Below are 14,353 nucleotides of genomic sequence, written 5' to 3' on the forward strand. Positions count from 1 at the left end.
TCAGGTCGGTACCCAATCCACGTATATCAGAGTGATCTACCGTCGCATCAGCCGTCCGTGTTCTGTTCCAAGGGCATGCTGCAGCACACAAATCATGAATCAGTCACAAGTCGTAGTTGACAGGTCAATCCATATCAGGCGTTTTCGGGGTGCTAGAGACAAAGAATAAAACCTGTTGTCTTGGCGTAAAGGAGTAAGCCCATGAACAAACAGCTGGACTTTTCCGACCCGATACTGGCGAATCTCCACGACCTGCTCCCGGACCTGGAAAAGCTCTATACCAATATACACGCGCACCCGGAGCTGTCCATGCAGGAAACCCGGACCGCCGATCTGGCGGCCGAGCGGCTGCGCGCGGCCGGTTATGAGGTGACCACCAGCATCGGCAAGACCGGCGTCGTCGGCCTGCTGCGTAACGGCGACGGGCCGACGGTCATGCTGCGCGCCGACATGGATGCGCTGCCGGTCCGGGAGGCGACCGGCGTCGCCTATGCCAGCGAAGTCACGGCCACCGACGGCGAGGGCAACACCGTGCCGGTCATGCACGCCTGCGGCCATGACATGCACGTGGCGTGGCTGGTCGGGGCGGCCACGCTGTTCGCGCAGGCTCGCGATGCCTGGCAGGGCACCGTCATGGCCGTCTTCCAGCCGGCCGAGGAAACCGCGGAAGGCGCCCAGGCCATGATCGACGATGGCTTGTTCGACCGCTTTCTCCAGCCCGATGTCGTGCTGGGCCAGCACGTGATGGTCGGCCCGGCGGGCGCCATCGGCGGCCGTACCGGGGTGATTACCGCGGCCGCCGACAGCCTGGAGATTCGGCTGTTCGGGCGCGGCGGCCACGGCTCGATGCCCCAGGCCAGTATCGATCCCGTGGTCATGGCGGCGGCCACGGTGCTGCGGCTGCAGACCATCGTCTCCCGCGAGGTCGCGGCCGTCGAATCGGCCGTGGTGACCGTCGGCGCGCTGACCGCCGGTAGCAAGGAAAACGTCATCCCCGACGAGGCCGTCATCAAGCTCAATGTGCGCACCTTCGACGAGGCCGTGCGCAAGCGCGTGCTCGCCGCCATCGAGCGGATCGTCAACGCCGAGGCCGCGGCCTCGGGCGCGCCCAGGGCCCCGGAGATCACGCCGCTGGATCGTTACAATCTGGTGGTTAACGACGAAGAGGCGAGCCAGCGCGTGGTGGAGTCGTTTCGTGCGCATTTTTCCGCCGATCGCGTCCATGAGACGGGGCCGGCGCCGGCGAGCGAAGACTTCGGGTCGTTCGGCGCCGAGTGGCACGTACCCGCCGTATTCTGGTTTGTCGGCGGCACCGACCCCGACATTTATGAGAAAGCCAGAGCGGAAGATCGCATCAATGAAATTCCAACCAATCACAACGCGGGTTTCCTGCCGGTGATCCACCCGACATTGGAAGCCGGGGTCGAGGCGATGGTGGTCGCCACGCGGCCCTGGCTGGCGGCGTACAGCGTGCGGCTATAGTGGGCTGAATCGCGTCAGAATAGGAAAAAGATTCGCCCGATACAGGCGCGGGATTCCGAGGATGATATAGGGTGGATTTATTGTTGCTGCTGCTTGATCTCGGAGGCACGTTCGTGTTCGCGATCAGCGGGGCGATCGCCGCGGTCAAGCATCGGCTCGATATCTTCGGTGTGCTGGTGCTGTCGTTTGCCGCGGGTAACGTCGGCGGTATCACGCGTGATCTGCTGATCGGCGCGGTACCGCCGGCGGCTATCGCGCACTGGCCCTATCTCGGCGTTTCAGTGCTGGCCGGATCGATCACTTATGTGTGGTACCGGATCGTCGACCGGTTCAGCTACCCGGTGATGTGGTTCGATGCCGCAGGTTTAGCGTTCTTCGCGGTCTCGGGCGCCGAAAAAGCGCTGGTCTATGGCCTCAACCCGCTGATGGCGGCATTGCTCGGCATGTTGACCGGGGTCGGCGGCGGCATGCTGCGCGACCTGCTGACGATCCAGATACCGAATGTATTGCGCGCCGATATCTATGCCTTGGCCGGACTGGCCGGCGCGGCCGTGGTGGTGATCGGCCATGTGCTCGGTATTCCGGCGTTGATCACCACGATTGTCGGCGGGTTGCTGTGCTTTGCCTTACGGGTGATGGCTTTCCGTTACGGCTGGCATTTACCCACGGCGCGGCCGCCGGACACGTGAGTCGTGGGATCGGTCATGCCGAATGATTAACGCAGCAATAAATGCGACGGCCTTGATCCGGCTCTAACCTGTCCAACATCAGGACATCGTAAGGAAAGCCGTCATGATCGAACTACAAGAGTCCGTTAAGATGCCGAGCGCCAAACGTGATAACCAGCGCTGGCAGGCGGTCACGGCAAACGATGCCGCCGCCGACGGCGATTTCTTCTACGCAGTCAAAACGACCGGCGTGTATTGCCGGCCGAGCTGCTCCTCCCGCGCGCCTAAGCGCGAGAACGTCGCGTTTTACGCAACGCGCGAGGCCGCCGAGCGCGCCGGCCGTGTTCCTGTTCGGCGGCTGGAGGCGCGGTGATCGGCCGCTACGCATCCCGATCACCCACGGCGATGTCGTGGTCTGGGGCGGCCCGGCGCGCCTGCGTTATCACGGCATCGCGCCGCTCAAAGCGGCGGATCACGCCTTCGCCGGATCGCATCGCATCAACCTGACACTGCGCAAGGCCGGGCCTTAGGGCTTGTCCGAGGCGGTGCGCGAAAGGCGCGCGGCGACGGATGCTGGGCGGCAAGCCTTGCATTAGGCGATTTCGGACTCGTAAAAGATTCTGGGCGTGTGGTTTCACTGGCTTGTGCATGCCCAGCGAGGGACAGGGTTCATCCGTATTGTTCACGATGAAATTCGCTTGAGTAAGGTGGTTTCATCTGCTCATTCTCGATAGGAAGAATGTGAACAACCTGCCCAAGAGGAAATTTTCATCATGAATCAGCCGCAACGGGTATTGATCACGGCGGCGGCCTCGGGCATCGGGCACGCCATTGCTGAAGCGTTTCATGCTGCAGGCGCGCAGGTTTTTATCTGCGATATCGATATGGAGGCGCTCGCGCGAGTACGCGACGAGTTGCCCGGTGTCCATATCGCCGAGTGCGACATGTCTCAGCCGGAGGCCATCGCCGGCATGATCCAGGCCGGCACCGAGGCATTGGGCGGTTTGGATGTGCTGGTCAACAACGCCGGCATATCCGGCCCGACCCTGGCCGCCGAAGACCTCCCGCTCGAGCAATGGGAACAGGTGGTCCAAATTAACCTCAACGGCACGTTCTACACGACGCAGCGGGCTATTCCCCATCTCAAGCAATCCGCTGCGGGCGTCATCATCAATATGTCGTCGGCCGCCGGGCGTTTTGGCTATCCCAATCGCAGCCCGTACTGCGCGACCAAGTGGGGCCTGCTGGGTCTGACCAAGACGCTGGCCATGGAGCTGGGCGAGTATGACATTCGCGTCAACGCAATTGCGCCGGGCGCGGTCAAAGGTGAACGCATACACCACGTGCTTGAAGGCCGCGCCGAGCAGGCACACGAGACACTGGAACAAGCGACCGAGGACGCGTTGGCCAAGCAGTCGCTCAAGCACTTCGTCGATCCGGCGAATATCGGCGCGCTGGCGGTGTTTCTCGCCTCCGACGCGGCTCAATCGATTTCCGGCCAAATACTGCCCATCGATGGCGATCTACAGAGCAACTAAAACCCTTGGCCGGGCAATTCGCTCCCTGTCGCAATTCTTGCTATTTCCAATCGAACAGGCAGAAGGCCATGAGTAAAAACGCTTCGCGAGCAGTTGATCGGCGCCTGGAAACTGGCGTCGTACGTTGAGAAACCGGTCGATGGTTCTCCGACCACCTATCCGCTGGGCGAAAATCCCAAGGGACTGATTCTTTACACGCCCGACGGTTACATGTCGGCCCAGTTGATGGCGCCCGATAGGGCCCCGTTCGCCTCCGGCGACTGGTTCGATGGCACGACCGACGAATATCGGCAAGAAGCATCGACCTACATCGCCTATTCCGGCGCCTACTATGTCGACGAGGACAAACAGGCACTGTTCCATTCCATGCATGTCTCGCTGTTTCCGAACTGGACGGGGCAGACGCAGCAGCGCATCGTGTCGCTCGAAGGCAACGTGCTCCACCTGAGCAGCGCAGAATCGATTATGTCAGGCGGACAAGAGGTGATGTCTTATCTGGAATGGCGCCGCGCCAAGGCAAGTAGTTGACGATCGCCCGCTGGATGTCCGACAAGGAGACGAGACCCTACACGTCTTTATTTTTCAATCGCATTAACGGCCATTAACGCGCCGCTGGGGCGCTGCTAGAATGGCGCTATGAAAAGCTATCCCACACTCCAGAACTTCGTCGGCAACACCCCGCTGACCCGCCTGCAGCGCATGCCGGGCGAGACCGACAACGTCGTGCTCGCCAAGCTCGAAGGCAACAATCCGGCCGGTTCGGTCAAGGACCGCCCGGCGTATTCCATGATCCGGCGCGCCGCTGAGCGCGGCGAGATCAGGCCGGGCGATACCCTGATCGAAGCCACCAGCGGCAACACCGGCATCGCGCTGGCGATGGTCGCGGCCATGGAAGGCTACCGGATGCGCCTGCTCATGCCCGAGAACATGAGCGAGGAACGCCGGGCCTCGATGCGCGCCTACGGCGCCGAGATCGTCCCGATATCCGAAGCCGAGGGCATGGAAGGCGCGCGCGATCGGGCCCGGCAGATGCACGACGACGGCGAAGGCTATCTGCTCGACCAGTTCGCCAATCCGGACAATCCGCGTGCGCACTACGAAACCACCGGGCCGGAAATCTGGGACGCCACCAACGGCCGGATCACCCATTTCGTGGCCACCATGGGCACCACCGGTACGATCATGGGCTGCTCGCGCTACCTCAAGGAAGTCAATCCCGATATTCAGATCATCGGCGTGCAGCCGGCCGGCGAGTCCAAGATTCCCGGTATTCGGCGCTGGCCGCAAGCGTATCTGCCGGAAATCTATGAGCCCCGGCGCGTGGATCGTATTATCGATGTCGAGCAGGCCGACGCCGAGACCACGATGAAACGGCTGGCGCGCGAGGAAGGCATCTTCGCCGGCCCGTCGTCGGGCGGTAGTGTGTTCGCCGCGCTCACGGTCGCCGCCGAGGTGGAGCACGCCACTATCGCCATGATCATCTGTGATCGCGGCGATCGTTACCTCTCGACCGGCGTTTACGACAAGCCGTGACGACCGCCACGGTCGTTCTGGTCGCGCATACCGTACTGGATGCGGCCGCCGCGCGCCGGCTGGCCGATTACGGTGAGCTGGACGATGCCGGCGTGGCCCGGGCGCTCGGACAGGTTCATATGCAGCGCTGGGGCCGGGCCGATCTGCCCGGCCATCTGCGCTGCATCGACGCGTTGGCCGCCGTGATCGACGACGGGGCTGCCGGGCCGCGTCTGGTCGGCCCGGCGGCGGCGACCGAGCCCGAACGGCTGGAGGCGCTGTTCGCGGCTTGGCCGGCCGGCGCGGTCGATTTGGTCGATTGGGACGGTGCCGCACGCGCGCTGTTGGCTGCCCGGGCGCTGGCGCACGCGCGCGTTTTGCCTGCGGCGTTTGCCGCGGCGCGCGCCCGCGCTCTGGCCGAGCGCGCCGCGCCCGCGCCCGCCGGCCATCCGGCGCCGGCCGACGAAGTCGAATTGGCGTGTCTGCAACTGATGGCCGGGCTGGATACGACCCGGGGCGCGCCGGATACGGTCGCACGCGCGATCGCGCGCTATCGGCTCTGGCTGCGCTGGCAGTACGTGACCGGTTGCATCGATGCCGGCGAGCGCGCCAAGCGCGAGGCGCGGCTGTCCGAAATCCGGTTCGAGAACAGCGCATGAGCCGTCGGCTTAAGCGCAAAAAGCCACCCGAGCGCGGCGTCGTCGATATCACCGATCTGGCCAGTAACGGCCGCGGCGTCGGGCACGTCCAGGGCAAGGCCATCTTCGTCGCCGACACGCTGCCCGGCGAACAGGCGCTTTACCGGCCGGTCAAGGTCAAGCGCGACTACGAACAGGCCGAGATGGCCACGCTGTTCTCGGCCTCGGCCGATCGGACGACGCCGCGCTGCGCTCATTTCGGTATTTGCGGCGGCTGTGTCCTGCAGCATGCCTCGCCCGCGGCACAGGTGGAATTCAAGCAGCGTCAGCTCGTACAAACGCTCGAACGGGTGGGCGGCGTCGCCCCGGAGCGCATGCTCGAGCCGCTGACCGGCGCGCGCTGGGGCTATCGCCGCCGGGCGCGGCTCGGGGTGAAGCACGTGCCGAAAAAAGGCGGCACGCTGGTCGGATTTCGCGAACGCGGCGCGCCGTTTATCGCCCAATTGTCGCGCTGTGAGGTGCTGGTGGCCGACGTCGGCGACCGGCTGACCGAACTCGGGCGCCTGATCGACGACCTGTCGATCCGCAGCGCGATCCCGCAGATCGAGGTCGCGGCCGGCGACAATCACGTGGCGCTCGTCTTTCGTGTGCTCGATCAGCCGAGCCCGGCCGATCGCGAGCGGCTGGCCGAATACGCTCGCGCGACCGGTTTCGTGCTTTATCTTCAGCCCGGCAACGAAACCACCATCACGCCGCTGACCGGCGCCCCCGAGCCGCTGTACTATGATTTGCCGGCCTTTGGGGCGCGCCTGTACTTCGAACCGAACGATTTCGTGCAGATCCACGGCGAGATCAACCGCAAGATGGTCGATGTCGCGCTCGCGCATCTGGATCTGCAGCCCGGGGAGACGGTGCTGGAGTTGTTTTCGGGGCTGGGCAATTTCTCCGTGCCGCTGGCGCGCACCGCCGGCGAGGTCGTCACGGTCGAAGGCGAGGCCGGGCTGGTTCAGCGCGCGCGGGAGAACGCGGCGCGCAACGGCGCGACCAACGTGAGCGCCCACGTCGACAATCTGTTCGAGCCGGCGCCGCGCCCGGCCTGGCAGCCGGACAAGGCCGACAAGGTACTGCTCGACCCGCCGCGCTCGGGCGCGGCCGAAGTTCTCGGCCATGTGGCCGCCACCGGCGCGTCGCGTATCGTCTACTGTTCCTGTCACCCGGCGACCCTGGCGCGCGACGCGGCCACGCTGGTCGGACGGCACGGTTATCGTCTGGCCGCGGCCGGCGTGATGGATATGTTCCCGCATACCGCGCACATCGAATCGATGGCGGTTTTCGAAAAACCGAGCCGAGGCTCCTGATGGCACTTGAGATCGAACGCAAGTTCCTCGTCGACGACGACGGTTGGCGCGGGGCGGCCCATGCCAGCCGGCATTTCGCGCAGGGCTATCTCAACGAATCGGGCCGCGCCTCGGTGCGCGTGCGCATCGAAGGCGACGCCGCGAATCTCAACATCAAGGCCGCCCAGGTGGGTACGTCGCGCGCCGAGTACGAATACGCGATCCCGATGGCCGAGGCGCGCGAGATTCTGGACCGTCTTACCCTCACGCCGCCGGTCGAGAAGGTTCGCCACTGGTTGGATCATGCCGGGCACACCTGGGAAATCGATGAATTCGCCGGCGCCAACGCGCCGCTGGTGGTCGCCGAAATCGAGCTCGACGACCCGGCGGCCCGCTTCGAGCGGCCCGCCTGGCTCGGCGACGAGATCACCGACGACGTGCGCTACTACAACCACGCGTTGGCGTTTTCTCCGTACAGCCGGTGGGGCGACGATCGATGAGCGCGGCCGCGGCGCCCGGCCCGTTGCTGATCGATGTCGAGGGCAAGTCGCTGACCGACGACGATTGCCGCCTGCTGGCCGATCCGGCCGTCGGCGGCGCGATCCTGTTCACGCGCAACTACACGGACCGACGGCAGCTGGGCGCTCTGACGGCGGCGATGCGCGCGGTGCGCCCCAACTTGCTGATCGTCGCCGATTACGAGGGCGGCCGGGTACAGCGTTTCCGAGACGGTTTTACCCCGATCCCGCCGATGCGGGCGCTTGGCCGCGCGTATCTTGAAGACCCGGAGGCTGCGCGCGCGGCGGCCCGCGAACTGGCCTGGCTGGCGGCCTCGGAGCTGCGCTCGGCCGGCGTCGACATGCCGCTGGCGCCGGTCGCCGACCTCGACTACGGCGTATCGGATGTCATCGGCAGCCGTGCGCTCGCCGAAACCGCGGACGCGGTCGCCGACTTGGCCGCAATTTATGCGCGGGGGCTCGCCGAGGCGGGCAGTGCGGCCACGGCCAAGCATTTTCCCGGCCACGGCTATGTCGCCGCCGATTCCCACGCCGAACTGCCGGTCGACGACCGGCCGCGAGGCGAACTCGAGCGCGACTGGGCGCCGTTCGCCGCATTGATCGATCAGGGCATCGCCTCGGTGATGATGGCGCACGTGCGGTTCACCGCGGTCGACGAGCGCCCGGCCAGCCTCTCGTCGCGCTGGATCGATGGGATTTTACGCGGCGAACTCGGCTTCGACGGCTGTGTGTTCTGCGACGACCTGAGCATGGGCGGCGCGGCCGCGCTCGGCGATTATGCCCAGCGCACGCGCGGCGCGCTGGCCGCCGGTTGCGACTACCTGCCGGTATGCAACGATCGGGAGGCGGCCCTGGTGGCCCGCCGCATCGTGGCCGACGGCGCGCCGGATGCAGGCCGTGAACGCCGAGCGGCGCTGGGCGATCGGCTTGATCGGTCGCGCCGTCATGCTGAGCCCGACCCGGCCGAGTCCGACCCTGGGCGTCTGCGCGCCGCGCGCGAGATCGCCGCGCAGCTGATGAGCGCCGCATGATGGTTCGAGTCGAACAGGAAGGCCGACAACGATGAGGCATGGCGATGGATCGATGTCGAAAAGGTACAATCCGATGCGTAACACGACATCGCCAACGATCAAGGCCAAGTAGGCCCGGACGACGCCGGTGAACAACAAATCAGGGGAGATCATGAGCGGTTTCGACCGACAGCGCTACGAAGAAGCCAAGGCCGTCTATGCAGGCGCCGATTGCCTAATCAGCAAGGCCGAAATCGACGCCGCCTACGACCGGATGGCCGCCGAGGTCACCGCCGATCTGGCCGCGCTCGACCCGGTGGTGGTGTGCGTCATGCTGGGCGGACTGCAGGCCACGGCCGAACTCGGCAAACGGCTGGCCTTTCCCTTCGAACTCGACTATCTGCATGCCACGCGCTATCGCGGTGAAACCGCCGGCGGCGCGTTGGTGTGGAAGGTCAGCCCGGGTCTGCGGCTGGCCGACCGGCATGTGCTGATCGTGGACGACATCATCGACGAGGGGCACACGCTGGCCGCGATTCTCGACTCGATCCGCGGCCAGGGGGCGGCGTCCGTGCGCACGGCGATGCTGCTGCTCAAGGACCACGACCGCCGTGCGCCCGGGCTCAAGGCCGACTACGTGGGCTGCACCGTCGAGGATCGCTATGTCTTCGGCTCGGGCATGGACTATAAGGGCTATTTCCGGCAACTGCCCGGGGTCTGGGCGATCGGCCGCGAACACGAATCGACGTGACGGCGCCGATCGGCATCATCGGCGGCACAGCGCTGGCCGAACTGGCCGGCGTCACCCAACAGGACGAGCCGGCGTGGCCGGAGACGGCCTACGGCGCACCCTCGGGCCCGCTGGTGCGCGGCCGTTTCGCCGGACGCGAAGTCTGCTTCGTGATGCGGCACGGCCGCGACCACCGGATCTCACCGCATGCGATCAACTATCGCGCCAATATCCGCGCGCTGGCCGATGCCGGTTGCCGGCAAGTGATCGCGATCGCCGCGGTCGGCGGCATCAGCGAGACGATGACGCCGGGGCGTATCGTGATCCCGCATCAGGTCGTCGACTATAGCTGGGGGCGGGCGCATACCTTCTACGACGATCCGGAGGGCGGCGAACTCGATCACATCGACTTCACCGATCCGTATACGCCCGCGCTTCGACAGGCGTTGATCGACGCGGCGACCGCTCTGGATTTCGAACCGGCCGACGCGGCGGTGCACGGCGTAACCCAGGGCCCGCGACTGGAAACCGCGGCCGAAATCGACCGCATGGAACGCGACGGCTGCGACATCGTCGGCATGACTGGCATGCCGGAAGCCGCGTTGGCCCGCGAAGCCGGCCTGTCCTACGCCTGTGCGGCGGTGGTCGTGAACAAGGCCGCCGGCCGCACCGGCGGAATCGCGATCCACGCCGAAATCAAGGCGACACTGACCCGCGGCATGATCGATATCGAGCGATTGCTGGAATCGGTCGTTCCGACGATCTGACTTTCGGGAAACACCAAGGCATATAAAAAGAAAATCGCCCGCAAATCAAATATCTTTCGACCGCGCGGTATGAAACCGTGCAGTCGACCAAATGGGAGAGCTAATACCAACCCTCATAAAGATTGATCGATCTTCATGAAGCCAGAATTCGTCCGCAAATGAACGCTAATAAACGCGAATGCAAGCGAGGAAAGCGCATAAGCGCGTCTTATTCGCGCGCATTTGCGTTTATTTGCGGACTGTTTTGGCCGGTAGGTCATTGCTTTTGCAGGTTGGTATAACAACCATTTGACGACGACGCTCGCATCGATCGTGTAGCTCAATCGCGCATCGCGTCGCGGATTCGACGGATGTCCTCGTCACTCGCCGATGGTCGCAGATGCCGTCTTGCCGTCAGCGCTTCGAAGGCGTCCCGGGCGCGTGCCTTGCGGTTCGCGCGGTCGATCGCCTCTCGCATCGGATCCGCAACGATCGCACTCTTGTTCTGGCCTTCGAACGTACGGTTAAAGGCTTCCTTGACATCCTCGGGCACCGAGAAATTGACCGTGCTCACGACTGACTCCGGCATTGTTGAATATTTCAACAATAGTATCGATCGCGGCAGCCGGCAAGATCTCAGCCGGTAATGGCCTCTGTCGCGTCGTCAATCGGCGGCGCACCCAATTTCTCCAGCAGTTCGGCTACGCGCTCGATACGGGTCGCGATATCCGGCATATCGCGGAAGAACACGAGCCTGGAATCGCCCTCCAGCCGATAGGCTTGGGCATCGGCCTGGACCAGCGCGATCAGCGTGGCCGGGTCGATCTTGCTCGACTTGCCGAAATGCAGTCGTCCGACATCCGGTCCGGCTTCGAGCTTGGCCAATGTCAGCGGCGCGGCCTGCAGCTTGAGGCCGGTGACCGCGAACAGATTCTCGGCCGGCCCGGGCAGCAGACCGAAACGGTCGATGAGTTCGACCTTGAGCGCACGCAACGCCTTGCCGCTTCTCGCCGCGCTGATGCGCTTGTAGAGCACCAGCCGCATGTGCACGTCGGGGATGTAATTCTCGGGCAGAAGGGCGGCCACGCCGAGTTCCACCTCGGTAGCGCCCATCAACTCGTCGGCATCGGCGTCCGGCACTTCGCCGCGCTTGTAGGCGGCCACGGCGCGATCGAGCATCTGACGGTACAGATCGAAGCCGATCTCGGAAATCTGGCCGGACTGGCCTTCGCCGAGCAGTTCGCCGGCGCCGCGGATCTCCAGATCGTGAGTGGCCAGCGCGAAGCCGGCGCCCAGATCGTGCAGCGAGGCCAGGGCGTCGAGCCGCTTTTCGGCGTCCCTCGTCATCACGGCCGAATCCTCGGGCGTGAGCAGGTAGGCATAGGCCCGATGATGTGAGCGCCCGACGCGGCCTCTAAGCTGATGCAGCTGGGCCAAACCGAAGGTGTCGGCGCGGTCGATGATGATGGTGTTCGCGCTCGGCACGTCGATGCCCGATTCCACAATCGTGGTGCAGAGCAGGATATCGAAGCGGCGATGATAGAAATCGAGCATCACCTGTTCGAGTTCGCGCTCGTGCATCTGCCCGTGGGCGATCCGGATGCGGGCCTCGGGCAGCAATTCGGCCAAATCGCGCGCCTTGCGGTCGATGTCGGCGACCTTGTTGTGCACGTAATAGATTTGGCCGCCGCGGCGCATCTCACGGCGCGCGGCTTCCTGGATCATGACGCCGTCGTATTTCGACACGAACGTCTCGATCGCCAGCCGCGATTCGGGCGGGGTGGCGATGATCGACAGATCGCGCAGGCCGGACAGGCTCATATTGAGCGTGCGCGGGATCGGTGTGGCGGTCAGCGTGAGCAGATCGACCTGGGCGCGCAGGCTCTTGATCCGCTCCTTGTGGCGTACGCCGAAGCGATGCTCCTCGTCGACGATCAACAGGCCGAGCTTCTTGAAGCGGATGTCGCGGGCCAGCAGTCGATGCGTGCCGATCACGATATCCAGCGAGCCCGCGGCCATTTCGGTGAGCAGCGTGTCGCGCTGCTTGGCCGTGCGCATGCGCGACAGCGCGCCGATTCTGACCGGCCAGTCGGCAAAGCGGTCGGCGAAGCTCTGATAATGTTGCTGGGCGAGCAGAGTGGTCGGCACCAGCACGGCCACCTGATACCCGGACGACACGGCCACGAACGCGGATCTGAGCGCGACCTCGGTCTTGCCGAAGCCGACGTCGCCGCAGACCACCCGGTCCATCGGCGTCGCGCGTGACAGATCGGCCATGACCTCGTTAATGGCGCGCTGCTGATCGGGCGTTTCCTCGAACGGGAAGGCGGCCGAGAACTTCGCGTAATCGGCCTCGTCCGGTTGCATCGCCACGCCTTGGGCGGATTCACGCTTGGCCTGGATTTCGAGCAGATCGGCGGCGGTATCGCGCGCTTGCTGCGCGGCTTTCTTGCGCGCCTTGGACCAGCGATCGTTGCCGAGCCGATGCAACGGCGCGGTCTCGGCATCGCCGCCGGTGAAGCGATGCACCAAATGTAGCGAGGCCACCGGCACGTACAGCAGATCGCCGCCAGCGTATTCGATGGTGACGAATTCGTTCTCGATGCCGCCGGCCGCAAGCTTGATCAAGCCCTGATAGCGGCCGACGCCGTTGTCTTGATGCACCACCGGCGCGCCGGGCGCCAGATCGGTCAGCTCGCGGATCGCGGTTTCGGGATCGCGCACCGGCGCTCGCCGGCGCGTCTTGGCCGGCGGTCGTGCGCCGGTGAGTTGGCTCTCGGCGATGATCGCCAAATGATCGGCCGTCAGCAGACAACCGGCTTCCAGCGTCGCGGCGGTGACCGCGATGCGCTTGTTGCCATCGGCGAACTCGCGCCAGCCCGCGGCCCGCGCGGGCGCCAGCCCGAGCTGGGTCAGCCAGTCGCGCAGCGCCTCGCGACGGCCGGCCGAGTCGCCGGTGATCAGGATGCGCCCATCGAAGGAATCGAAGAATTCGCGCAACGCCCGCCCGGTGGCGGCGACATCCGCGCCGGCGAGCGGCGGCGCCGGCGCCGCGGCAAACACCGCGCCGCCCGTATCGCCGGTATAGCTATCGACGATGCGCGCGCCGGTGAGGCCGTCGAAGGCCGATTTCAGCGTCTGCCGCGTCACGAACGCTTCGTCGGGCGCCAGGATCGGGCGCTCGGGATTCACCCCGCGCTGCTCATAACGATCCACGATCGCGCCCCAGGCGGTGTTCAGCGCGCTGTGCACGTCGCCGAGCTCGACCAGCGCCGCGTCGGCGGGCAGATAGTCGGTCAGCGCGGCGATCTCGTCGAAGAACAACGCCAGATAAGATTCGATGCCACCCGGCGGCACACCTCTGGAGACATCGCGATAAATGAGGCTGGCGCCCGGGTCGCCGTCGAAGCGTTGGCGATAGCGCTGCCGGAACGACTTGATCGCCTCGGCGTCGAGCGGGAATTCGCGGGCCGGCAACAGCCGGATCGAGTCGATTTTCTCGGTCGAGCGCTGGGTTTCGGGATCGAAAGCGCGGATGGTCTCGATCTCGTCGTCGAACAAATCGAGCCGGTAGGGCCGATCGGAACCGGTCGGGTACAAATCCATGACCGCGCCGCGAATCGCGAATTCGCCGTGCGTGCGCACTTCCGAAACCGCGGCATAACCGGCGGCCTGCAGACGCTCGCGCAGAGCGTGGAAATCCAGGCGCTCGCCGAGCGTGAACGCCATTGCCCGCCCATCGACGAAAGCGTGCGGCGGCAGCGGCTGGAGCAGCGTGTCCGCGGCGACGATCAGGATACCGCGCCCCATCGACGGCAGCCGCAGCAATAGCAACAGCCGCTGCGAGATGATATCCGCATGCGGCGAGAATACGTCGTAGGGCAGCGTTTCCCAGTCGGGGAAATGATGAACCGGCAGATCGTCCGGCGCGAAGAACTGCAGTTCCTCTTCGAGCCGATAGGCGCGGTGCTCGTCGGCGACCACGGCCACGGTCAGCCCGTCGCGCGCGGCCGCGGCCGAAACCAACGCGAGCGCGGTGGCCGCGCCGGCCAGGCCGGTCCAGCGCGCGGCGCTACCGGGCACGAGCGGCGGCGGGGCGAGGGGACTCGGAGCGGTGATGTGGGGCGTGCTGACTGCCATGAGAGGGCGCGGATTATTGCACAGAGAGCCGGCG

At 65.2% G+C, this 14,353-nt stretch carries 15 protein-coding genes; 13 read left to right on the top strand and 2 right to left on the bottom strand.

The features are described from left to right. The first annotated feature begins 201 nt into the window (after positions 1–201). The 13 genes from VFJ08_RS10075 to VFJ08_RS10135 all read left to right on the top strand — a co-directional run bounded on the left by VFJ08_RS10075 (position 202) and on the right by VFJ08_RS10135 (position 10,200). Positions 202–1,482: a M20 family metallopeptidase gene (locus VFJ08_RS10075; RefSeq protein ID WP_324997076.1), complete on the top strand. Its 1,281-nt coding sequence runs from the start codon at positions 202–204 to the stop codon at positions 1,480–1,482. Positions 1,483–1,553: 71 nt separating this feature from the next. Further along, positions 1,554–2,171, top strand: a complete 618-nt coding sequence (locus VFJ08_RS10080) for a trimeric intracellular cation channel family protein (protein ID WP_324997077.1) — start codon at positions 1,554–1,556, stop codon at positions 2,169–2,171. Positions 2,172–2,274: 103 nt separating this feature from the next. Then, positions 2,275–2,523: an Ada metal-binding domain-containing protein gene (locus VFJ08_RS10085; protein WP_324997078.1), complete on the top strand. Its 249-nt coding sequence runs from the start codon at positions 2,275–2,277 to the stop codon at positions 2,521–2,523. Continuing rightward, entirely contained in the window at positions 2,492–2,680 is a 189-nt protein-coding gene (locus VFJ08_RS10090) for an alpha-ketoglutarate-dependent dioxygenase AlkB (RefSeq protein WP_324997079.1), read from the top strand. Before VFJ08_RS10085 ends, VFJ08_RS10090 begins: the two co-directional genes overlap by 32 nt. Before the next feature lie 243 nt (positions 2,681–2,923). Next, on the top strand, positions 2,924–3,688 hold the full coding sequence (locus tag VFJ08_RS10095) for an SDR family oxidoreductase (protein ID WP_324997080.1): 765 nt from the start codon (positions 2,924–2,926) through the stop codon (positions 3,686–3,688). Between the two features lie 93 nt (positions 3,689–3,781). Next, entirely contained in the window at positions 3,782–4,216 is a 435-nt protein-coding gene (locus VFJ08_RS10100; RefSeq protein WP_324997081.1) for a lipocalin-like domain-containing protein, read from the top strand. A gap of 108 nt (positions 4,217–4,324) precedes the next feature. After that, entirely contained in the window at positions 4,325–5,221 is an 897-nt protein-coding gene (gene cysM / locus VFJ08_RS10105) for a cysteine synthase CysM (protein ID WP_324997082.1), read from the top strand. After that, positions 5,218–5,859 (top strand): hypothetical protein, encoded by a 642-nt coding sequence (locus tag VFJ08_RS10110; RefSeq protein ID WP_324997083.1) that lies wholly within the window; start codon positions 5,218–5,220, stop codon positions 5,857–5,859. The genes cysM and VFJ08_RS10110 overlap by 4 nt, the downstream gene beginning before the upstream one ends. Next, positions 5,856–7,196: a 23S rRNA (uracil(1939)-C(5))-methyltransferase RlmD gene (gene rlmD, locus VFJ08_RS10115; RefSeq protein WP_324997084.1), complete on the top strand. Its 1,341-nt coding sequence runs from the start codon at positions 5,856–5,858 to the stop codon at positions 7,194–7,196. Before VFJ08_RS10110 ends, rlmD begins: the two co-directional genes overlap by 4 nt. Beyond that, on the top strand, positions 7,196–7,675 hold the full coding sequence (locus VFJ08_RS10120) for a CYTH domain-containing protein (RefSeq protein ID WP_324997085.1): 480 nt from the start codon (positions 7,196–7,198) through the stop codon (positions 7,673–7,675). The genes rlmD and VFJ08_RS10120 overlap by 1 nt, the downstream gene beginning before the upstream one ends. Beyond that, positions 7,672–8,724: a beta-N-acetylhexosaminidase gene (gene nagZ / locus VFJ08_RS10125; protein WP_324997086.1), complete on the top strand. Its 1,053-nt coding sequence runs from the start codon at positions 7,672–7,674 to the stop codon at positions 8,722–8,724. The genes VFJ08_RS10120 and nagZ overlap by 4 nt, the downstream gene beginning before the upstream one ends. 151 nt (positions 8,725–8,875) lie before the next feature. Continuing rightward, positions 8,876–9,454, top strand: coding sequence for a hypoxanthine-guanine phosphoribosyltransferase (locus VFJ08_RS10130; protein WP_324997087.1), 579 nt, complete (start codon positions 8,876–8,878; stop codon positions 9,452–9,454). Then, entirely contained in the window at positions 9,451–10,200 is a 750-nt protein-coding gene (locus tag VFJ08_RS10135; RefSeq protein ID WP_324997088.1) for an S-methyl-5'-thioinosine phosphorylase, read from the top strand. The genes VFJ08_RS10130 and VFJ08_RS10135 overlap by 4 nt, the downstream gene beginning before the upstream one ends. Before the next feature lie 319 nt (positions 10,201–10,519). Here VFJ08_RS10135 and VFJ08_RS10140 read toward each other — a convergent pair whose 3' ends face one another. Both VFJ08_RS10140 and mfd read right to left on the bottom strand, forming a co-directional pair. Next, positions 10,520–10,753 (bottom strand): hypothetical protein, encoded by a 234-nt coding sequence (locus VFJ08_RS10140; protein ID WP_324997089.1) that lies wholly within the window; start codon positions 10,751–10,753, stop codon positions 10,520–10,522. A gap of 62 nt (positions 10,754–10,815) precedes the next feature. Beyond that, positions 10,816–14,319: a transcription-repair coupling factor gene (mfd, locus tag VFJ08_RS10145; protein WP_324997090.1), complete on the bottom strand. Its 3,504-nt coding sequence runs from the start codon at positions 14,317–14,319 to the stop codon at positions 10,816–10,818. Positions 14,320–14,353 lie beyond the last annotated feature (34 nt).

It is taken from the genome of Salinisphaera sp., from assembly GCF_035690525.1.
Taxonomy (GTDB): domain Bacteria; phylum Pseudomonadota; class Gammaproteobacteria; order Nevskiales; family Salinisphaeraceae; genus Salinisphaera.

Coding starts and splice junctions, on each gene's coding strand:
- VFJ08_RS10075 (WP_324997076.1), top strand. CDS start 202: ATGAACAAACAGCTGGACTTTTCCGACCCGATACTGGCGAATCTCCAC.
- VFJ08_RS10130 (WP_324997087.1), top strand. CDS start 8,876: ATGAGCGGTTTCGACCGACAGCGCTACGAAGAAGCCAAGGCCGTCTAT.
- cysM (WP_324997082.1), top strand. CDS start 4,325: ATGAAAAGCTATCCCACACTCCAGAACTTCGTCGGCAACACCCCGCTG.
- rlmD (WP_324997084.1), top strand. CDS start 5,856: ATGAGCCGTCGGCTTAAGCGCAAAAAGCCACCCGAGCGCGGCGTCGTC.
- mfd (WP_324997090.1), bottom strand. CDS start 14,319: ATGGCAGTCAGCACGCCCCACATCACCGCTCCGAGTCCCCTCGCCCCG.
- VFJ08_RS10120 (WP_324997085.1), top strand. CDS start 7,196: ATGGCACTTGAGATCGAACGCAAGTTCCTCGTCGACGACGACGGTTGG.
- VFJ08_RS10085 (WP_324997078.1), top strand. CDS start 2,275: ATGATCGAACTACAAGAGTCCGTTAAGATGCCGAGCGCCAAACGTGAT.
- nagZ (WP_324997086.1), top strand. CDS start 7,672: ATGAGCGCGGCCGCGGCGCCCGGCCCGTTGCTGATCGATGTCGAGGGC.
- VFJ08_RS10095 (WP_324997080.1), top strand. CDS start 2,924: ATGAATCAGCCGCAACGGGTATTGATCACGGCGGCGGCCTCGGGCATC.